Raw genomic sequence first — 18948 nt, 5'->3', positions numbered from 1 at the left:
GGATTGGGGTCGAGGGATTGGGGCCGGGGGAACCCGGCCCCGCTTTTTTGCGCGTTTTTGTGTGGGGCGGCCCTTCAGGGGGCGGCCAGGGTAACCACCAGCGGCACGTGATCCGAGGGCTGGGCGCGCCCGCGCTCGTCCCGGTCGGGCTGGGCGCTGAGCAGCCGTTCGGCGATGCGGGGCGACAGTAGCGCGTGGTCGATCCTGAGCCCGCAATCGCGCGGCCAGGCCCCGGCCTGATAGTCCCAGAACGTGTAATAGCGCCCGTGCGGATGCAGCGCCCGCACCGCGTCGGTCAGGCCCAGCCAGACCAGCCGGCGGAAGGCCGCGCGGGTTTCCGGGCGCAGCAGCGCGTCGGTGGGCGGCAGGGCGCCGGGGGCGCAGTCCTGGTCGGTCGGGCAGACATTGTAATCGCCGGCCAGGATGAAATCCCGCCCCGTCGCCAGCAGGGACTGGGCGTGCAGGGCCAGGGCCTCCATGAAGGCCAGCTTGGCCTCGTACCCCGCGCTGCCGCCCGAATTGCCGTTCGGAAGATACAGATTGCCGAAGGTCAGGCCCTCGGCCTCGATTTCGACATAGCGGGCCTGCGGCATGTCGTCCGCCAGGAAGGGCAGGGCGCGGGCGGTGACGGAAAACGGCACCCGGGACAGGATGGCGACCCCGTTATAGCTTTTCTGCCCCACCACCACCGATTCGTATCCCGCGTCGCGGAATGCGTCGGCGGGGAAGGCGCCGTCCTCGCACTTGATTTCCTGCAATCCCAGCAGGTCGGGCTTTTCCAGCGCCAGCCAGTCCAGGACATGGCTTTGGCGCTGGCGAACGGAATTGACGTTCCAGCTTGCGATTTTCATGAGGGGATCGGCGGATCAGTCGATGGAGAAGCTGGTGCCGCAGCCGCAGGACGAGGTGGCGTTGGGATTGCGGACCGTGAAATGCGCGCCCATCAGCGCGTCGGTGAAATGCAGCTCGGCCCCCGCCAGCAGGTCCAGGCTGGCGGAATCGACCAAGACGCGCGTCCGGCCGGCCGGAATGACCGTATCGTCGGCGCGCACCGCGTCGTCGAGCGCGAACTGGTACTGAAACCCGTTGCAGCCCCCGGCCAGCACACTGACGCGCAAGCCGGGGGTGCCTATGTCCTGCTCCACCGCACCCGCCGCCGGCTGTGCGGCCACGATTTCCTCGAGCCGGGCGACGGCCTGGGGGGAAACGCGGAAGCTGGCGTCCGGTCGGGAGTCGGGGTGCGTCATGTCCATCGGGTTCACCATCATCGTGCGGCGCGCCAAGGTGGCGCGCCAGGGTCGTAGCACTAGCCGGGCACTAGCCGGGCGCACTGGTCTTGCGGCGCGGGGCAGGGTATCGACACAGGAGGCGCGACCGGCCCGTCCGGCGGTCGGGCACGCCGCCCATGCGGGATTGAGACCAATATGAGCATCGCCCCCTATGCTGTCCAGACCGCCACCGCGCGCGGCAGGCTCCATCCCGAAGCCGAATCGCCCAGCCGCACCCCGTGGCAGCGCGACCGCGACCGCATCCTGCATTCCGCCGGGTTCCGCACGCTGCAATACAAGACCCAGGTCTTCGTCAACCATCAGGGGGATTTCTTCCGCACGCGCCTGACCCATTCGCTGGAGGTCGCGCAGATCGCCCGCTCCATCGCCCGCAATCTGCGCGTGGACGAGGACCTGACCGAAACCCTGGCGCTGGCGCATGATCTGGGCCACACCCCGTTCGGCCATGCCGGCGAGGACGCGCTGGCCGCCGCGATGGGCGAGTGGGGCGGCTTCGACCACAATACCCAGACCCTGCGCCAGGTGACCAAGCTGGAGCGCCGCTATTTCGGCTTCGACGGGTTGAACCTGACGTGGGAGACGCTGGAGGGGCTGATCAAGCATAACGGGCCGGTCGATCATCCCACCGGCTATGTCGCCCGCTATGCCGGGATGCTGGGGCTGGAGCTGGGATGCTACGCGCCGGTCGAGGCGCAGATCGCCGCCATGGCGGACGATATCGCCTATCACGCCCATGACCTGGATGACGGGCTGCGCGCCGGCCTGCTGTGCCTGTCGGACCTGGCGGGCCTGCCGGTCGTCGGCGACGCGCTGGCGCAGGTGCGCCGGCTGGCCGGCGAGGCGGAACCGCCCCGGGGTGGAAGGGATATGAGCGCGGACATGCGGGCGGAATTGCAGGTCGACGACCGGATCCGGCATGAGACCATCCGCCGGGTGATCAATGCGCTGGCGGTCGACCTGACCGGGCAGACGCGGCGGAATCTCGAGGAACTGGCCCCGGCCTCGGCCGAGGATGTCCGGCGCGCCGCCGCCCCGGTCGTGGCCTACAGCCCGGCCATGGCGCGCGACAATGGGGCGATTCGCGGCTTTCTCTATGCGCGGCTTTATCGCCACTGGCGGGTCAATCGCATGACGCGCAAGGCCCGCATGGCGGTCGAATCGATCTTCTCGATCCTGGCCGCGGACCTGTCGCTGCTGCCGGACGGGTGGCGGCAGCAGGCGCAGGGGACCGATCGGACCGGTGCGCACCGCGTCGTGGCGGATTATATAGCCGGTATGACGGACCGATTCGCGATGGAGGAACATCGGCGGTTGACGGATCTGTCCGTGCCGGGCTGAAACGCCCGATCGTCCATCATCAGCAGCCAGTCATCAGTACCAGTCCAGAGTGGAACCGTATCGCATGTCCGACAGCCTGTTCGTCCGCTATCTCTCGCACGTGCGCGATGCCCTGCGACGGATCGTTCCGGACCTGCCGGACGAGGTGGCGGCGCGGGTCGAGCTGACGCCCGCGCGCGATCCGGCCCATGGCGACATGGCGACCAACGCCGCCCTGCTGGTCGCCAGGATCGCCCGCCGCCGGCCGGCCGAGATCGCGGCGGAACTGGCGGCGGCGCTGGCGTCGGTGCCGGGGATCGCCCACGCCGAACCGGCCGGGCCGGGATTCGTCAATATGACGCTGGATGAAGCCGTGCTGCGCGCGGTGGCGCGGGACGTGCTGCGGGCCGGCGAATCCTATGGCGACGCCGTGCTGGGGCAGGGGGTGCGGGTCAATGTCGAATATGTCTCGGCCAACCCGACCGGGCCGATGCATGTCGGCCATTGCCGGGGCGCGGTGGTCGGCGACGCGCTGGCCAACCTGCTGGCCAAGGCCGGCTATGCGGTGACCAAGGAATATTACATCAACGATGCCGGGGCGCAGGTGATCGCGCTGGCCTGGGCGGCCTATTGGCGGTACCTGCAGGCCATCGGCACCACCATGACGCAGGAGCAATTCGCCGCCCTGGTGCCCGGCGGCATCCAGTATGGCGGCGATTACCTGGTGCCGGTCGGCGCCGCGCTGGCGCAGCATCACGGCACGGGGCTGGCCGAGCCCGACGGACAGCCCGCCGCGCCGGAACATTGGCTGCCCACGGTCAAATCCTTCGTGGTGGCCGAGATGATGCGCCTGATCCGCGAGGATCTGGACGCGCTGGGCGTGCATCACGACGTGTTCACCAGCGAGGCGCGGATCCTGGCCGACGGGGTGACCGACCGGGCCATCGCCCGGCTGGACGCGCAGGGCCTGCTGTATGAAGGCGTTCTGGAGCCGCCGAAGGGCAAGCTGCCCGATGATTGGGAGGCGCGGCCCCAGACCCTGTTCCGGGCGACAGAGTTCGGTGACGACGTGGACCGGCCGCTGCGCAAGTCGGACGGGTCGAACACCTATTTCGCCAATGATATCGGCTATCACGACGACAAGGTCCGCCGGGGCGCGGACGTGCTGATCGATGTCTGGGGCGCCGACCATGGCGGCTATGTCACCCGCATGAAGGCGGCGGTGAAGGCCCTGTCGGATGGCGGGCGCGCGCCCGATTTCGACGTGCTGCTGTGCCAGATCGTGCGGATCGTCCGCGAGGGGCAGCCGGTGCGGATGTCCAAGCGCGCCGGGACCTTCGTCACGCTGCGCGACCTGATCGACGAGGTGGGGCGCGATGCGGTGCGCTTTACCATGCTGACGCGCAAGGCCGACGCCCAGATGGAATTCGACCTGGACCAGGTCGTCGCCCAGACGCGCGACAACCCGGTCTTCTACGTTCAGTACGCCCATGCGCGCTGCCGTTCGGTGCTGCGGGCGGCGCAGGAGATGCTGGGCGCGCAGCAGGTGACCCCCGCCGCCCTGGCCGATGCGGACCTGGACGGCCTGGATTCGGATGCCGAACTGGCGCTGCTGCGGCGGATCGCGCAATGGCCCCGAACGGTCGAAGGCGCGGCGCTGGCGCATGAGCCGCACCGAATCGCCTTTTATCTCGGTGAGTTGGCGGGCGATTTTCATACGTTGTGGAATCGCGGCCGCGATGATGCGACATTGCGGTTCCTGCAAGAGGACGATCCGGCGGCGACCCGGGCGAAGCTGGCGCTGGTCGAGGCCACGGCCACGGTCATCCGGTCCGGCCTGGCGGTGCTGGGGGTCGAGCCGGTCGAGGAAATGCGATGAACGATACCGATCCCCTGGATCGCGATCCCCATGCGGAGCGGCTGAGCCGCGCCCGCGAGCGCATGAGCGCCGATTACGACGACGCGCCGCCCCGCCGCGCCCGTCCGCGTCGCGGCGTGCTCGAAGGGCTGCTGGGGTCCGATCCCCTGACGCGGCGCCTGGCCTATGGCGCAGCGGGGCTGGGCGGTCTGCTGGTGCTGGGCATCGGCGGCTGGGCGCTGGTCGGCCACCAGCCGTCGGGCATTCCGGTGCTGGGGCCGCCGCCGGGGCCGGTGCGGGTGCGGCCGCTCGATCCGGGCGGCATGCAGGTCCTGGGCGCCGAGGCCCCGACCGCCGATGACGGGTCGGCCGCGCATCTGGCCCCGCTGCCGGAACAGCCGCGTCCCGACCAGTTGGCCCGGCAATATGGCGAGCCGCCCGCCGCGGCGCCGTCCGCGCCCGTTAATTCGCCAGTCAATTCGCCTGCCGCGGAGCCTGTCATGAAGCCTGCCGCGGGGTCCGCCACGGCGGCGGCGCCTGTCGCGGCGCCCGTTCAGGCGCCCGTTGCTGGCCCCGCGCCTGTTGCGCCCCCGGTCGCGGCGCCGTCTTCTGCGCCCGTCGCGCCATCTCCCGCGCCGCCTGGCGCCCCATCCGTCACGCCGGCGGGCGGGCGTTACGGGGTGCAGCTTGCCGCCCTCGATTCCGAGGTGGCGGCGCAGAAGGAATGGGCGCGCCTGGTCCAGCATTATCCCGACCTGTTCGCCGGGCACGAGCCGATCATCGAACGGACCGAGCGCAATGGCGCGGTCTTTTATCGGCTGCGGACCCGTGGTTTTGCCAGCATCGCGCAGGCGACCTCGTTCTGCGAGCATGTGCGGCTGAACGGCCTGGCCTGCGCCCTGGCCGGTTTCTAGAGCGCGTCCGGTGCGGCAGGCGGCCCCGTTCCACGATCGCGACCTGCCGGGCGAGCCCGTCGATGGGTTGGCCGGCGGGTTGGCCGATGGACTGGCCGAGGGGCTGACCGCGCCCATGCTGCGCCTGGACGGGTTCGAGGGGCCGCTGGACCTGCTGCTGGAGCTGGCGCGCGCGCAGAAGGTCGATCTGGCGCGCATCTCGATCCTGCAACTGGTCGAGCAATATCTGGCCATCGTGGAATCGGCGCGGCGCATCCGGCTGGAACTGGCGGCGGACTGGCTGGTCATGGCCGCCTGGCTGGCCTGGCTGAAATCGCGGCTGCTGCTGCCGGCCGAGGAGGGTGGCGGCGAAGATGCCGAGGACGCGGCCGAATTGCTGCAGGCGCGCCTGCTGGAACTGGCGCGGATCGGCCAGGCCGCGGAATGGTTGGCGGTCCGGCCGCAACTGGGCCGCGACGTCTTTGCCCGGGGCGAGCGCGAGGACCTGACCGAAATCGACCGTTCGGGCCTGGCGCTGGACCTGCCGCAATTGATGGGCGCCTATATGGCGGCGATGCGCCGGGGGGCGCGCAAGCGGGTCTATCAGCCGCGGCGCCTGCAATTCTGGACGGTGCAGGATGCGCTGGCCCGCCTGCACCGGCTGCTGGGCACCGAGGCGGCCATCCCCGGGACCGGTGCCGGCGCCGGCTGGTGCGCGCTGGATTCCTTTCTGCCCGAATCCGGTCCGGGGCTGGATGCCGAGGATGACCTGGAGCGCACCCGGCTGCGCCGGGCCGCCATGGCCGGCACCCTGATCGCCGGGCTGGAACTGGCGCGGAACGGCGCGATCGAATTGCGGCAGGAGGAAATTTTCGGCCGCATCATGCTGCGGGCCTGCGATCCGGCGGGCCAGGCCACCGCCAATGATCAGGCTGCCGATGACCAGGCGGCGGGCGATCAAGCGGCGGGCGAAGCGGCCACCGACAGGATGGATGCGGCGGAATGACCGACGAGAGGACCCCCGATATGGCTGCCGACGCGGCCCCACCTGCCGCCCCACCTGCTGCCCTCCCTGCTGGGTTGCCGGCGCCGCCCGAACTGGCGGTGCGGCTGGTCGAGGCCCTGGTCTTCGCCAGCGCCGATCCGGTGTCCGAGCGGGTGATCGCCGAATTGCTGGAGGCCCAGGGCCAGGTCCCGGCGGATATCGAGGATCTGGGCGCCTATGTCCGCGGCGTGATCGATGCGGTGGTCGCGCGGTATGACGGGCGCGGCGTCGCGCCGGTGCAGGTGGCCGGCGGCTGGCAGTTCCGCACCGCGCCCGACCTGGCGCCGCGCCTGACCCGCGTGCTGCACCGGCCGCGGCGGCTGGCGCGCGCCACCATGGAGACGCTGGCCATCGTCGCCTATCACCAGCCCTGCACCCGCGCCGAAATCGAGGAGATTCGCGGCGTTTCGCTGAGCCAGCAGGTGCTGGACACGCTGCTGGAGGCGTCGCTGATCGTGCCGCGCGGCCGCAAGGAGGTGCCGGGCCGGCCGATCCTGTGGGGGACGTCGGCCGATTTCCTGCGCCATTTCGGCCTGCGCGACCTGCGCGACCTGCCGCGGCGCGAGGAATTGCTGGTCGACGTGCCGGACAATCCCGCGCTGCGCGCCCATGCCGGGTCCGCCGTGCCGCAGGGTCCCGGGACGGCGGAGGCAGGTGCGTCCGGGGAGGAATCCGGAGTGACGATATTGGCCGAGGGGGCCGACGATGTTTAATTTCGCCTGGTCCGAGATGGCGCTGATCGGGGTGGTCGCCCTGCTGCTGATCGGGCCCAAGGACATGCCGGTGGCGATCCGGACCATCACGGGCCTGATCAAGAAGGCCCGCAAGATGGCGGCGGAATTCCAGTCCCATGTCGATGAGATGGTGCGCGACGCCGACCTGACCGCCGCGCGGGACGAATTCAACCGCATGCGACGCTTCAACGTGCGCAACCAGATCATGCAGGCCATCGACGGCGACGGCTCGATCCGGCGCACGCTGGACGAATCGCCGCTGGCGGAGGCGCCCCAACACTCGCGCCCGGCGGCGGCGGACATGGCGGCCCCGTCCGGAACCCTGGCGGGTTTCGACCCCGGCGGGCTGCATGAATACGGCTATGCCACGCCGGTCGCGTCCTATGCCGAGACAGCCTATCCGCCGGTCGAGAATGAGGGCTCGCCGCCGGCCCTGCTGCCGCCGTCGGTCGCCCGGCGGCTGGCCGCCGACCGGGCGCGGCTGCGTCCGCCGGCCTTCCTGCCGCCGGTGCGGGTGATGCACGGGGCGCGGCGGGTTGCCGTCGGCGCCGCGGATACGCAATTCGTCGAAGGGCGGGGCTCAAACGATTTCGTCTGAACGGGATCTGCTCTAGGAACGTCATTTATGGATAATGCCAACCCGGAAGGCACGCGCCTGGAGGGCGACACGATCGACGACAAGCCGATGCCGCTGCTGGACCATCTGGTCGAGCTGCGGCGGCGCCTGATCTGGTCGGCGGTGACCTTCGGCCTGTGTTTCCTGCTGTGCTATCATTTCTCGTCGCGGATCTATCTCTTCCTGGCGCAGCCGCTGGGCACGGTGATGCGCGCGCAGGGCGAGCAGCCGCACCTGATCTATACCGCGCTGTACGAGGCGTTCTTCACCTATATCAAGGTGGCGTTCTTCGGCGCGGCGTTCCTGTCCTTTCCGATGATCGCGGTGCAGGCCTGGATGTTCATCGCCCCCGGCCTGTATCGCAGCGAGAAGCGGGCCTTTCTGCCGTTTCTGGTGGCCACGCCGGTCATGTTCGTGCTGGGGGCGGCGCTGGCCTATTATTTCGTCTTTCCCTTCGCATGGAAATTCTTCCTGTCCTTCCAGACGGCGGACGGGCAGGACGGCCTGCAGATCCAGCTTCAGGCCAAGGTGTCGGAATATCTGGCCCTGGTCATGAAGCTGATCATGGCCTTCGGCGTGGCGTTCGAACTGCCGGTGGTGCTGACCCTGCTGGCGCGGGTGGGCATCGTCACCGCCGAGATGCTGGCGCGGTTCCGGCGCTATGCCTATGTCGCGGCCTTTATCGTCGCCGCGATCCTGACGCCCCCCGACATCATCACCCAGACCGGCCTGGCGGTGCCGTTGATCGGTCTGTACGAAATTTCCATCTTCTGTGCGCGTCTCGTCCAGCCACGGCGCCTGGAGGATGTCGAGCAGGAGAAACCAGATGCATGACCTTCGCGCCCTGCGCGCCGACCCCGCCGCCTTCGACGCGGCGCTGGCCCGCCGGGGCGAGGCCCCGGTCGCCGCGACGATCGTCCGGCTGGACGAGGATCGGCGCGCTGCCGTGACCACCCTGCAGGAGAAGCAGGCCCGCCGCAAATCCCTGTCGAAGGAGATCGGGGCACTGCGCCGCACCGGCGCCGACAGCGCCGGGCTGGAAGCCGAGGGGGGCCGCCTGCGCGCGGAGATCGAGGGGCTGGAGATCCTGGTCCGCGAACTGGATGCCGAGATCCGCGATGCGCTGGTCACCCTGCCCAACCGGCTGGATGACGGGGTGCCCGACGGCGCCGACGAGACGGCCAATGTCGTGGTGCACGAGGTGGGCGAGCGGCGGAATTTCGCCTTTGCGCCGCGCGAGCATTACGCGCTGGGCGAGGCTCTGGGCCTGATGGATTTCGAGACCGCCGCCAAATTGTCGGGGACGCGCTTCGTGGTGCTGCGCGGGGCGCTGGCGCGGATGGAGCGCGCGCTGGGGCAGTTCATGCTGGACCTGCATGTGCAGGAGCATGGCTATACCGAAACGGCGGTGCCCGTGCTGGTGAACGAGGCCGCGATGTTCGGCACCGACAAGCTGCCGAAATTCGCCGACCAGTCCTTCCGGACCGAGGACGGGCGCTGGCTGATCCCGACTGCCGAGGTGCCGCTGACCGCCAGCGTGGCCGGAGAGATCCTGCCGGCATCCGCCCTGCCGCGCCGCCTGGTGGCCCTGTCGGCGTGCTTCCGTTCCGAGGCCGGGGCGGCGGGGCGCGACACGCGCGGCATGCTGCGCCAGCACCAGTTCCAGAAGGTCGAGATGGTGTCGATCACCGGCGCCGAGGACAGCGATGCCGAGCATGAGCGCATGACGCGCTGTGCCGAGACGGTGCTGGAGCGGCTGGGTATTCCCTATCGCCGCATGCTGCTCTGCGCCGGCGATACGGGATTCGGCGCGGCGCGCACCTATGACCTGGAGGCGTGGCTGCCCGGGCAGCAGGCCTGGCGGGAGATTTCCTCGTGCTCGACCACGCGGGACTTCCAGGCGCGGCGGATGAATGCCCGCTATCGCCCCGGCACGGACGCGGCGCCGGAATTCGTGCATACGCTGAACGGTTCGGGCCTGGCGGTGGGGCGGACGCTGATCGCCGTGATGGAAAATTACCAGAACGCCGACGGCAGCATCACCGTGCCGCAGGCCCTGCGCCCCTATATGAATGGGCTGGCGGTCGTCAGCGCCCGATAGGCGCGCGCCCGGCCGGTCTCCGCCCCGGGCGGCCCGCGCCGGGCCGGCCGCCCCGATCGATCCCGTCGCCGCCGTTCCGGCCGTCCGCGGCCTTGGCGCCGCCCTTGCGGTGGCCGTGCCGTCCGTCCGGGCGGCCGTGCTTCTGCGGCTGCGGCGCGCGCGGGGCGTCGTGGGCGGCGGCGTGGCCGCGGCTGCTCTGCTGGCGCAGCACGTCCTCGATCCAGTCATTCAGGCGGGCCGTCGCCTCCTCGGCCTCGGTGCGCGCGCGATAGGCATCGGGGAAGCGCATCGACAGCCAACGCCAGGCCACCAGCCGCTTGTGGCGTTTTTCCGCGCGTTCCAGTTCCATCCGGTCGGCACGGTCGGCCGGGGGCAGGCGGCCGGTTCCGGGCGGGATGACCGGGCGGTCCGCGGCATGGTCCGCCGCCCAGTGGACCAGGCGCTGGATGCCGTTGTCGCGGTCGTCGACCGGGCACATGGCATAGACCCAGCGCTGGGCCAGGGTCAGGCCGGTGACGCCTTCCAGTGCGGTGGCGATGGCGAAGGCCTGTTCCATGTTCGCCAGCCGGTAGTTCGGGTCGTCGCGCCGCAGCACGGCGCGCCGGATGCGCGCCAGCACGCCGAACAGGCTGTCCGAGCCGATTTCCGCCGCCACGGCTTGGATGATGTCGGCGTCGGGCTGCACCTGGGGGCGAAGATCGGGCAGGTCGTCGGGCGGGGCCGCCAGCATGGTCCGGATGAAGGACAGGCTGCCGGCATCGGCCATCACCGAGACGATTCCTTCCTCGTGCTTGCCGTATCGTCCGGCGCGGCCGGCGATCTGCTTGACTTCCTGCGACGTCAGGTCGCGCGTCTGGGTGCCGTCGAACTTGCGCAGCGCGGTGAAGATCACCCGGCGGATGGTCAGGTTCAGCCCCATGCCGATCGCGTCGGTGGCGATCAGGATGTCGGCCCGCCCATCGTTGAAGCGTTGCGCCTCGGCCCGGCGGACCTCGGGGCTGAGCGCGCCGTAGACCACGGCGACCCGGTGGCCCCGCGCCAGCAGCATGGCGCGCCAATCCAGCACCTCGCGCCGCGAGAAGGCGATCAGCGCGTCATGCGGGCGCAGGTCCTGGATGCGCACCGGCTGGCCGGCGACCACCAGCGGGCTTTTGCGTTCCAGCCGGATCTCGTCCAGCGGGTCGCCGCACAATTCGGCGATCCGCCGGACCATCGGCACGCAGTCGGGCGCGCCCAGCACGAACAGGTGCCGGGCGGGCGCGCCCATGATCGCCGCGGTCCAGGCCGCGCCCCGGTCGGGGTCGGCCAGCATCTGCGCCTCGTCGACGATCGCGACGTCCACCGGGTTGTGCAGCGGGCACATCTCGACGGTGGCGGCCAGATGCCGGCTGCCGGGGACGTCGATCCGTTCCTCGCCCGTCGCCAGCGATGTCGGCACGCCGCGCGCCGTCAGGGCCTCGCGGAACTCGTGGGCCAGCAGGCGCAGCGGCGCCAGGGCCATGCCGCTTTCGGCCCCGGCCAGGGCTTCCAGCGCCGTGTGGGACTTGCCGCTGTTGGTCGGTCCGATCACCAGCGTGATGCGCCGCTTGAGCGCCCGCGCGGTCTTGAAATGCGCGGCGTAGCGGTCCAGCGCCGCCACGCGGGCGATGACCGCGTTGCCGACCTTGCGCGTGCCCTGGTCGGGGATCGGGGCCCCGCGTCCGCGGATGTCCGCCTCGTAGGACTCGCGCCGCCATTCCGGCAGGCGGGCGCGCAGCGCGACCAGTTCCTCGGGGTCGAATTCCCAGCGTTCGGTGCCGTCGGGCTGCGGCACGCGGCGGGCTACCGGCAGCCGGTTCTCGGCGATCCAGCGCAGGGCCTCGCGCTGGCTGCAATGCAGCAGGCGCGGCACCTCGGCGAACGGCACCAGGCTGTCTTCCCAGGCGCGCAGGCGGCGCACTTCCTCGCGCCGGCGGGCGCGGGCGGCCTGCTCGATCGCCTCATGCTCCTGGTGCCGGGCCTGTTCGGTGCGGCGCACATCCTCGATGAAACCGGCGTCGGGCGGCAGGTCGAAGGCGCCCGCGATCGCCTGCGACAGGATGTCCACCTCGGCGGGCGAGAGCACGCGGCCGGTACCGTCGAACAGGTCGGCGCGGATGGTCTCCAGTGCCGCCGCGGGCGTTTCGGCGGTTGCGCGCAGCCGGGCCCGCACCACATCCGCAAGGGCGGCCAGCAGGCGTGCGTCGCCGGGCTCGGGGTCATCGATGCCGGCGACGGCGGCCTCGGCGTCCGCCCGGGTGATCCAGACCTCGCCCGACCGGCGGGTCAGGTCCATCAGGCGCGAACCCCACGGCTTGCGCCGCACGGCGCAGAGGGCCCGACGGAAGGTGGCGGCGTCCACGCGGTCTTCGCCCGGGGTCAGGGCGCGGGCGACGGTGCGTTCCAGCTTCGGCAGTTCGCGGGTTTCGACGGCCAGGCCGGTTTCGGCGAGCGCGGCCTCGACGGCGCGGCGGGCGGGGGATTCGGATGTCATGTCCGGTTTGTGCGCCATCCCGCGCGCGGGAACAACACGCCTGTGGGCGGCCCGCTTGTCCGACGCGCGATCGTCGGATAACGGATTTGTGCTGGTATCGGGGGCGCGGCGCGCTTAAACATCTCACCCTCTTGCACGAACGGGGCGTCCGCCGCGGGTCGTGATCGATGCGAATCCCAGCCCTGAACGGGAGAGTTTGACACCATGTCCGATATGTTGATGACGCAAGCCACCGGGACCGTTCCCACCGGTCTGGAGCCCGTCGCGGGCAAGGCGGGCGTGTATCATCTGGCCGAGCCGACCAAGACCTATGGCCATCTGAATGCCGAAACGGTGCTGAGCGTCCATCATTGGACGGACCGGCTGTTCAGCTTCACCACCACCCGCGACGCCGCGTTGCGCTTCGAGAACGGGCAGTTCGCGATGATCGGGATCGAGGTCGAGGGCAAGCCGCTGCTGCGTGCCTATTCCATCGCCAGCGCCAACTACGAAGACCAGATGGAGTTCCTGTCGATCGCGGTGCCCGACGGACCGCTGACCTCGCGCCTGCGGCACGTCAAGCCGGGCGACAGGGTGCTGATCGGCCGCAAGCCCACCGGAACCCTGCTGCTGGACAATCTGCGTCCGGGGCGGAACCTGTATTTCCTGGCCACCGGCACCGGCCTGGCCCCGTTCATGAGCCTGATCAAGGACCCCACGGTCTATGAGCGGTTCGACCGGGTGATCCTGAGCCATACAGTGCGCGTCTCGGGCGAGCTGGCCTATGCCAACCATATCCGCCACGAGCTGCCGCAGCACGAATTCCTGGGCGAGGATGTGGCGGGCAAGCTGTTGTACTACCCCGCCGTGACGCGCGAGCCGTTCGCCGTCACCGACCGGATCACCAAGCTGATCGAAAGCGGCAAGATCTTCGCCGACCTGGAGATCCCGCCGCTGGACCCGGAGCATGACCGCGTGATGATCTGCGGGTCGCCGGAGATGCTGGCCGACACCGAGGCCATGCTGGTGGCCAGGGGCTTCGACGAGGGCAATAATTCCAACCCCGGCGCCTATGTCGTCGAGAAGGCCTTCGCCGAGCGCTGAAGGCCGGGCTCGCGACGTCGCGTGCCAGGGGACTGGGTGATCGAGCGTGTGATCGGGATATCTGCATGACGTATGATTTCGACCTGTTCGTCATCGGCGGGGGCTCGGGCGGCGTGCGCTGCGCGCGCATCGCCGCCAGCCATGGTGCCCGCGTGGCGGTGGCCGAGAACAGGCATTGGGGCGGAACCTGCGTCAATCTGGGCTGCGTGCCCAAGAAGCTGATGGTCCAGGCCAGCGAATATGCCGACCTGGCGGCCGACAGCCTGGGCTTCGGCTGGGACGTCGCGCCGGGCACCCATGACTGGGCCGCGCTGATCGCGGCCAAGGACCGTGAGATCGCGCGGCTGAACGGCATCTATGTCTCGCTGCTGGAAAAGTCGGGCGTGACGCTGTTCACCGGCACCGCCCGGTTCGAGGACGCGCATACCGTCATCATCGGTCCCGGCGCTCTGGGCCCTCATGCTCTGGACCAGGGCGCGTCTGAGCGGCGGGTGACGGCCGAGCGGATCGTGATCGCCACCGGCTCCAGCCCCGATTTGCCGGAGATCGAGGGGATCGGCCATGCGATTTCCTCGGACCAGGCATTCCACCTTCCGTCGCGGCCGCAGCGTGTCTGCATGGTCGGCGGCGGCTATATCGGCATCGAATTCGCCGGCATCTTCCAGGGGCTGGGCTCGTCGGTCGATCTGGTCTACCGCCAGGACCTGCCGCTGCGCGGGTTCGACCAGGACATGCGCGCGGCGATGCGCGACGCCATCGCGGCGCGCGGCATCCGCCAGCATCCGAACCGCTCGCCCGTCGCCATCCGGCCGCTGGACGCCGGGGACGGGGCAGGCGGATATGCGGTGCTGCTGGATGACGGGTCGCGCATCGCCGCGGATTGCGTGTTCTTCGCCACCGGCCGCCGGCCCAATGTCCGTTCGCTGGAGTTACGCCGTGCCGGGGTGGAAACCACCGCCCATGGCCGCATCGTGGTCGATCAGGCCGGCGAGACCAGCGCGTCGGGCATCTATGCCATCGGTGACGTGACCAACCGCCAGAACCTGACGCCGGTGGCGATCGCCGAGGGCCATAACCTGGCCGACCGCCTGTTCGGTACCGGCAGCCCGCGCCACTGGTCGCTGGAGACGACGCCCAAGGCCGTCTTCTTCTCGCCGCCGTTGGCCAGTGTGGGCCAGACGGAGGCGGAAGCGGCCGTGGAAGGCGCGGTGGACATTTATCTGGCCCGTTTCACCCCCATGCGCCACACGCTGAGCGGCCGGTCGCGCAAGACGGTGATGAAGCTGGTGGTGGATCAGGGAACGCAGCGCGTGGTGGGGGCGCACATGATCGGCGATGACGCGCCGGAAATGATGCAGGGCCTGGCGATCGCGGTGACCGCCGGCCTGACCAAGGCGGATTTCGACCGCACGGTGGGCATCCATCCGACCTCGGCCGAGGAATTCGTCACCATGCGCACTCGCACCCGGGTGACCGAACGCCAGGACGATTGAAGTCCGGCCGGCGTGGCCGGCCGCGCGCATCGGAGCGGGGCAAAGCCGCGTCGGATCGCCGCCAGCGCGCGTTTACAGGCAAAGTTCAGCGGGGGGTGACCCAGCCGTTCCCTGTGGAATCCCCGAGCTGGCCCTGGCCGTAGGGGCCGCTGCCCTGATAGGCGCTGCCGAAGCGTGACAGGTCGCTGCCGGTGACCGCGTCGCGATGCACGTTGGCGTCATGGTCGGGGTCTGGCCCATGGGTCAGGTCCATCGACGGCGCGTCCTGGTAGCCGGGCGGCAGGGAGTGCCGGCCCTTGACCGTCAGATGCTCGCCGCCGGGGGATTCGATGCCCTGCGCGGTGGATTGGGCACCGGTCGTGCCGCTCGTGCCGGGCTGGTCCGGGGCGGCCAGGGCCGGCGTGACGAGCGCCGGCGTGACAAGCGCGGGCGTTGCGAGAAGAGCGGCTGCGGCCAAAGCTGACGCTGCCAGGCGCGAATACAGGGCCGTGCGAAGCGTGGCCACCATCGATCATCCCTCCGAAGTTCCGGGTTTCGGCCAGCATGTCATGCGTCCGGCGGCGCGGCAAATTCCGGCGCGTGCCGGGCACATGCCACGCATGTCGGCCTGGGGCCGGGTCTAGCCGATCGCCCCGGTGCGATGCACGCCCAAAAGATCCGCCCCGCGCTTCCCTTACGCGTATTGCAGGCCGCACGCGACGATCCTCTTTGCGTTGGCGCGGGATTTTCTACATAAAGACTGCCCCCAGCGGCACGGCCGGCCATCGGGGCAGGGGGGAAGGCGGGGAGGAAGGCGATCCGGTCGCGTCCCGCCGGACGAGCAGAGGAATTTAGGATCCGACCATGAGTGCGATGCACACACAGAACAGTTCTTCCCGGCAGGCCTGGACGCCGGAGAGCTGGCGGTCGTTTCCCGTGCGCCAGGTGCCGGCCTATCCCGACCAGGACGCGCTGCGCGCGGTCGAGGAGCGGCTGCGCCGCTATCCGCCGCTGGTCTTCGCCGGCGAGGCGCGGCGGCTGAAGGCCAGCCTGGCCGAGGCGTCGCGCGGCAAGGCGTTCGTGCTGCAGGGCGGCGCCTGCGCCGAGAGCTTCGGCGAGTTCACCGCCGATATCGTCCGTGACACGTTCCGCGTGCTGCTGCAGATGGCGGTGGTGCTGACCTTCGGCGCCAAGGTGCCGGTGATCAAGATCGGCCGCATGGCCGGGCAGTATGCCAAGCCCCGGTCGTCCGAGACCGAGACGATCGGCGGGACCAGCCTGCCGTCCTATCGCGGCGACATCATCAACGGGCCGGATTTCACGCCCGCGGCCCGCATTCCCGATCCGGTGCGCATGGAGACCGGCTATTTCCAGTCGGCGGGGGTGATGAACCTGCTGCGGGCCTTCGCCGGCGGCGGCTATGCCAACCTGCATGAGGTCCATCGCTGGAATCTCGGCTTCGTCGAGCGCTCGCCGCTGGCCCAGCGCTATGGCGTGCTGGCCGAGCGCATCGACGAGACCCTGGCCTTCATGGCGGCCTGCGGCATGACGGGCGCGCGCCAGATGGACGAGACCGAGTTCTATACCTCGCACGAGGCGCTGCTGCTGCCGTACGAGCAGGCGCTGACGCGAATCGATTCGACCTCGGGCGAATGGTACGATTGTTCGGCGCATTTCGTCTGGATCGGCGACCGCACCCGCCAGCCGGACGGCGCGCATGTCGAGTTCCTGCGCGGCGTGCGCAATCCGATCGGCATCAAGGTCGGGCCCAGCACGACGATCGACGACCTGGAGCGGCTGCTGGACATCCTGAACCCGCAGGACGAGGCCGGGCGGATCTCGCTGATCTCACGCATGGGGGCCGAGGGCGTGGGCAGGCACCTGCCGCCGCTGCTGCGCAAGGTCATGGCGTCGGGCCGCACGGTCACGTGGTTGTGCGATCCGATGCACGGCAACACGATTTCGACCGTCAACAAGATCAAGACCCGGTCGTTCGAGGCCATCCTGGCCGAGATTCGCGGCTTTTTCGACGTGTTCCAGGCCGAGGGCGCCCATCCCGGCGGGGTGCATGTCGAGATGACCGGCCAGGACGTCACCGAATGCGTGGGGGGGGCCCACCGCTTGACGGAGGCCGATCTTGGTGAACGCTATGAGACGTTCTGCGATCCGCGGCTGAATGCCGAGCAGTCGCTGGAAATGGCCTTCCTGCTGGCCGAGGAACTGACGACCCGCCTGCGCGGGACGCCGGTGCGGGATTCGGCGAAGGGATCGGAGGCCGCATAAGCACGCGATGAACGCCGCGACCGGCAACGTCGCGGCGAAAGAATAAAGAATACGGAGGAAGAATGTCCGCAGCACACGAAAACGAGGCTTTCGGACCGTCTCAGGCCCTGGATGACGGGACGATCGCCGCGCGGACAGACGCCTATTTCAACCGGACGCGGGAGATCGTGACCCGCTTCGGCGACCGGCAGGTAACCTATGCCATGTTCATCCGCCGGCCGGTCATCTCGGCCCCGAGGCTGATGACCTCGTGGCTGGAAAACGTGGCGCGGGCGCGCGGCATCGCGATCACGCACGAGGTCATGTGCCCCGAAGGCGCCTGGGTCGGCGCGGGTGAGCCGCTGGTCTACGTCACCGGTTCGTTCGCGGCGCTGGCGCCGCTGGAGACTCTGCTGCTGCAGAAGCTGGGACCGCCCTGCGTCGCCGCGCACAATGCCTATCAGATGGCGCTGGCGCTGCCCGGCGTGCGTTTCCTGGCCATGGAAGCCCGGCATTGCGCGGGGTTCGAGATGCAGGAGCAGATGGCCTATGCCGCGTCGGTCGGCAGCCGGGCGGCGCAGCGCGAGGGCGCGCTGGGCTTCGTCGGCGGGGCGAACGACGCGACGGCCGGATTCTTCGGTGACCTGCCGGGCCTGGGTACCATGCCCCACGCGCTGGTAGGCTATGCGGGGTCGACCCTGCGTGCGGCGGAGATGTTCCACGAGACCTATCCCGATTCCGACCTGGTCGTGCTGGTCGATTATTTCGGGCGCGAGATCACCGATGCGCTGGAGGTCTGCCGCGCCTTTCCCGACCTGGCGGCGGCCGGCCGCGTCGCGGTGCGGCTGGACACGCATGGCGGCCGCTTCCTGGAGGGGCTGGACCCGCAATCGTCCTATGCCGCGCTGGAGCGCAACACGCCGGGCACCATCCGCCGCTATCGCTCGGACACCGAACTGCGCCACCTGGTCGGCACCGGGGTTTCGGCCGCTGCCGTCTGGCGCATGCGCGAGGCGCTGAACGAAGCGGGATTCGCCAAGGTGCGGATCATCGTCTCGTCGGGCTTCAGCGTCGAGAAATGCATGGTCATGGCCGATGCCCATGCCCCGATCGACGTCGTCGGCACCGGTTCCTTCATCCCCGACCGGTGGTCGGAGACCTATGCCACCGCCGACATCGTGTCCTATGACGGCCAGCCGCTGGTGAAGGTGGGGCGCGAATTCCTGCTGCGCAAGGCGCGCGACCGCGCGGTGCCGTCTGCGTCGTAACCGCATTTTCCCAGCCTTTCTTTGACCGGATATTTTCCCTTGAGCGATCCACACGATACTCTGTCCCCTTCCGATCAGGCAGACCCGGGGGCAGATCCGGCAGCCGATGCGGGTTGGCGGGTCCGCATTCTCGACCTGTCCGGCGGGGCGGAAGAAGGCATCGTCGAGGAGGTTTCGGGTTTCCTCGACCTGGCCCATGCCAATGCCTTCGCCCGGGCCTATGTGCGCGACAGCATGGAACGCTGCCGCGTTGCGGGCGCGGGCCCGCGCGAGGTGCTGCAGGCATGGATGTCCTTCGGCGAGGATGCCGAGATCGTCGATGCCGGGGACGAGGGCTGGCGTTCGGCGAACGAGCTGGACGATTTCTCGGCCCATGCCGCGACGCCGATGGAGCGTGATTGGCGCGCCCTGGACCCCAGGCGCCTGGTCGAGGACGACGAGGGCGACGCGAAGGGGGACGAAGCGGAAGACGGGGACGAATAAGCGGTTTCGTCGTCC

General features: G+C 69.7%; 17 protein-coding genes. 13 read left to right on the top strand and 4 right to left on the bottom strand.

Translation table 11 applies throughout. The features are described from left to right. Nucleotides 1–74: 74 nt before the first annotated feature. Both QN315_RS02175 and QN315_RS02170 read right to left on the bottom strand, forming a co-directional pair. Entirely contained in the window at nt 75–851 is a 777-nt protein-coding gene (locus QN315_RS02175) for an exodeoxyribonuclease III (protein ID WP_323991306.1), read from the bottom strand. Between the two features lie 15 nt (nt 852–866). Beyond that, nucleotides 867–1247 (bottom strand): iron-sulfur cluster assembly accessory protein, encoded by a 381-nt coding sequence (locus QN315_RS02170; protein ID WP_323991305.1) that lies wholly within the window; start codon nt 1245–1247, stop codon nt 867–869. Nucleotides 1248–1424: 177 nt separating this feature from the next. On the opposite strand from QN315_RS02170, the gene QN315_RS02165 reads away from it, so the two are divergent. The 8 genes from QN315_RS02165 to serS all read left to right on the top strand — a co-directional run bounded on the left by QN315_RS02165 (nt 1425) and on the right by serS (nt 9853). Next, entirely contained in the window at nt 1425–2627 is a 1203-nt protein-coding gene (locus tag QN315_RS02165; protein WP_323991304.1) for a deoxyguanosinetriphosphate triphosphohydrolase, read from the top strand. 64 nt (nt 2628–2691) lie between these two features. Continuing rightward, a complete protein-coding gene (argS, locus tag QN315_RS02160; RefSeq protein ID WP_323991303.1) occupies nt 2692–4485 on the top strand; it encodes an arginine--tRNA ligase in 1794 nt (597 codons plus the stop codon). Further along, nucleotides 4482–5378, top strand: coding sequence for an SPOR domain-containing protein (locus QN315_RS02155; RefSeq protein WP_323991302.1), 897 nt, complete (start codon nt 4482–4484; stop codon nt 5376–5378). The genes argS and QN315_RS02155 overlap by 4 nt, the downstream gene beginning before the upstream one ends. 115 nt (nt 5379–5493) lie before the next feature. Then, on the top strand, nt 5494–6363 hold the full coding sequence (locus QN315_RS02150; RefSeq protein WP_323993769.1) for a ScpA family protein: 870 nt from the start codon (nt 5494–5496) through the stop codon (nt 6361–6363). Between the two features lie 20 nt (nt 6364–6383). Beyond that, nucleotides 6384–7115 carry an SMC-Scp complex subunit ScpB gene (gene scpB / locus QN315_RS02145; RefSeq protein WP_408904677.1) on the top strand — a complete coding sequence of 244 codons (732 nt, stop codon included), beginning with the start codon at nt 6384–6386 and terminating at the stop codon, nt 7113–7115. Further along, entirely contained in the window at nt 7108–7734 is a 627-nt protein-coding gene (gene tatB / locus QN315_RS02140) for a Sec-independent protein translocase protein TatB (RefSeq protein WP_323991300.1), read from the top strand. The genes scpB and tatB overlap by 8 nt, the downstream gene beginning before the upstream one ends. 27 nt (nt 7735–7761) lie before the next feature. Continuing rightward, the gene (gene tatC / locus QN315_RS02135) at nt 7762–8586 is read left to right on the top strand and encodes a twin-arginine translocase subunit TatC (RefSeq protein ID WP_176641737.1); all 825 of its coding nucleotides are present in this window, start codon (nt 7762–7764) and stop codon (nt 8584–8586) included. Then, on the top strand, nt 8579–9853 hold the full coding sequence (serS, locus tag QN315_RS02130) for a serine--tRNA ligase (RefSeq protein ID WP_323991299.1): 1275 nt from the start codon (nt 8579–8581) through the stop codon (nt 9851–9853). Before tatC ends, serS begins: the two co-directional genes overlap by 8 nt. Here serS and QN315_RS02125 read toward each other — a convergent pair. After that, nucleotides 9840–12365 carry a helicase-related protein gene (locus tag QN315_RS02125; RefSeq protein WP_323991298.1) on the bottom strand — a complete coding sequence of 842 codons (2526 nt, stop codon included), beginning with the start codon at nt 12363–12365 and terminating at the stop codon, nt 9840–9842. The genes serS and QN315_RS02125 overlap by 14 nt on opposite strands. 204 nt (nt 12366–12569) lie before the next feature. On the opposite strand from QN315_RS02125, the gene QN315_RS02120 reads away from it, so the two are divergent. Then, entirely contained in the window at nt 12570–13448 is an 879-nt protein-coding gene (locus QN315_RS02120; RefSeq protein ID WP_323991297.1) for a ferredoxin--NADP reductase, read from the top strand. A gap of 65 nt (nt 13449–13513) precedes the next feature. Further along, nucleotides 13514–14941: a glutathione-disulfide reductase gene (gene gorA, locus QN315_RS02115; protein ID WP_323991296.1), complete on the top strand. Its 1428-nt coding sequence runs from the start codon at nt 13514–13516 to the stop codon at nt 14939–14941. A gap of 85 nt (nt 14942–15026) precedes the next feature. Here the strand turns inward: gorA and QN315_RS02110 are convergent, their stop codons facing one another. Next, nucleotides 15027–15449, bottom strand: a complete 423-nt coding sequence (locus tag QN315_RS02110; RefSeq protein ID WP_323991295.1) for a hypothetical protein — start codon at nt 15447–15449, stop codon at nt 15027–15029. Nucleotides 15450–15784: 335 nt separating this feature from the next. Here QN315_RS02110 and QN315_RS02105 point away from each other — a divergent pair, with 335 nt between their 5' ends. From QN315_RS02105 to QN315_RS02095, 3 genes are all read left to right on the top strand, one after another. Continuing rightward, nucleotides 15785–17203, top strand: coding sequence for a class II 3-deoxy-7-phosphoheptulonate synthase (locus QN315_RS02105; RefSeq protein ID WP_176639560.1), 1419 nt, complete (start codon nt 15785–15787; stop codon nt 17201–17203). 62 nt (nt 17204–17265) lie between these two features. After that, nucleotides 17266–18450 (top strand): nicotinate phosphoribosyltransferase, encoded by a 1185-nt coding sequence (locus QN315_RS02100; RefSeq protein WP_323991294.1) that lies wholly within the window; start codon nt 17266–17268, stop codon nt 18448–18450. A gap of 60 nt (nt 18451–18510) precedes the next feature. Beyond that, the gene (locus QN315_RS02095) at nt 18511–18933 is read left to right on the top strand and encodes a hypothetical protein (RefSeq protein ID WP_323993766.1); all 423 of its coding nucleotides are present in this window, start codon (nt 18511–18513) and stop codon (nt 18931–18933) included. Nucleotides 18934–18948: the final 15 nt, after the last annotated feature.

Origin of the sequence: Nguyenibacter sp. L1, assembly GCF_035199985.1 — a bacterium.
GTDB lineage: Bacteria > Pseudomonadota > Alphaproteobacteria > Acetobacterales > Acetobacteraceae > Gluconacetobacter > Gluconacetobacter vanlangensis.
This window is presented reverse-complemented; position numbering and strand designations above follow the sequence as displayed.

Bases quoted from the DNA above. Each gene is read 5' to 3' on its own strand.
- QN315_RS02175 (WP_323991306.1), bottom strand. From the start codon at position 851: ATGAAAATCGCAAGCTGGAACGTCAATTCCGTTCGCCAGCGCCAAAGC.
- QN315_RS02170 (WP_323991305.1), bottom strand. From the start codon at position 1,247: ATGACGCACCCCGACTCCCGACCGGACGCCAGCTTCCGCGTTTCCCCC.
- QN315_RS02165 (WP_323991304.1), top strand. From the start codon at position 1,425: ATGAGCATCGCCCCCTATGCTGTCCAGACCGCCACCGCGCGCGGCAGG.
- argS (WP_323991303.1), top strand. From the start codon at position 2,692: ATGTCCGACAGCCTGTTCGTCCGCTATCTCTCGCACGTGCGCGATGCC.
- QN315_RS02155 (WP_323991302.1), top strand. From the start codon at position 4,482: ATGAACGATACCGATCCCCTGGATCGCGATCCCCATGCGGAGCGGCTG.
- QN315_RS02150 (WP_323993769.1), top strand. From the start codon at position 5,494: ATGCTGCGCCTGGACGGGTTCGAGGGGCCGCTGGACCTGCTGCTGGAG.
- scpB (WP_408904677.1), top strand. From the start codon at position 6,384: ATGGCTGCCGACGCGGCCCCACCTGCCGCCCCACCTGCTGCCCTCCCT.
- tatB (WP_323991300.1), top strand. From the start codon at position 7,108: ATGTTTAATTTCGCCTGGTCCGAGATGGCGCTGATCGGGGTGGTCGCC.
- tatC (WP_176641737.1), top strand. From the start codon at position 7,762: ATGGATAATGCCAACCCGGAAGGCACGCGCCTGGAGGGCGACACGATC.
- serS (WP_323991299.1), top strand. From the start codon at position 8,579: ATGCATGACCTTCGCGCCCTGCGCGCCGACCCCGCCGCCTTCGACGCG.
- QN315_RS02125 (WP_323991298.1), bottom strand. From the start codon at position 12,365: ATGACATCCGAATCCCCCGCCCGCCGCGCCGTCGAGGCCGCGCTCGCC.
- QN315_RS02120 (WP_323991297.1), top strand. From the start codon at position 12,570: ATGTCCGATATGTTGATGACGCAAGCCACCGGGACCGTTCCCACCGGT.
- gorA (WP_323991296.1), top strand. From the start codon at position 13,514: ATGACGTATGATTTCGACCTGTTCGTCATCGGCGGGGGCTCGGGCGGC.
- QN315_RS02110 (WP_323991295.1), bottom strand. From the start codon at position 15,449: ATGGTGGCCACGCTTCGCACGGCCCTGTATTCGCGCCTGGCAGCGTCA.
- QN315_RS02105 (WP_176639560.1), top strand. From the start codon at position 15,785: ATGAGTGCGATGCACACACAGAACAGTTCTTCCCGGCAGGCCTGGACG.
- QN315_RS02100 (WP_323991294.1), top strand. From the start codon at position 17,266: ATGTCCGCAGCACACGAAAACGAGGCTTTCGGACCGTCTCAGGCCCTG.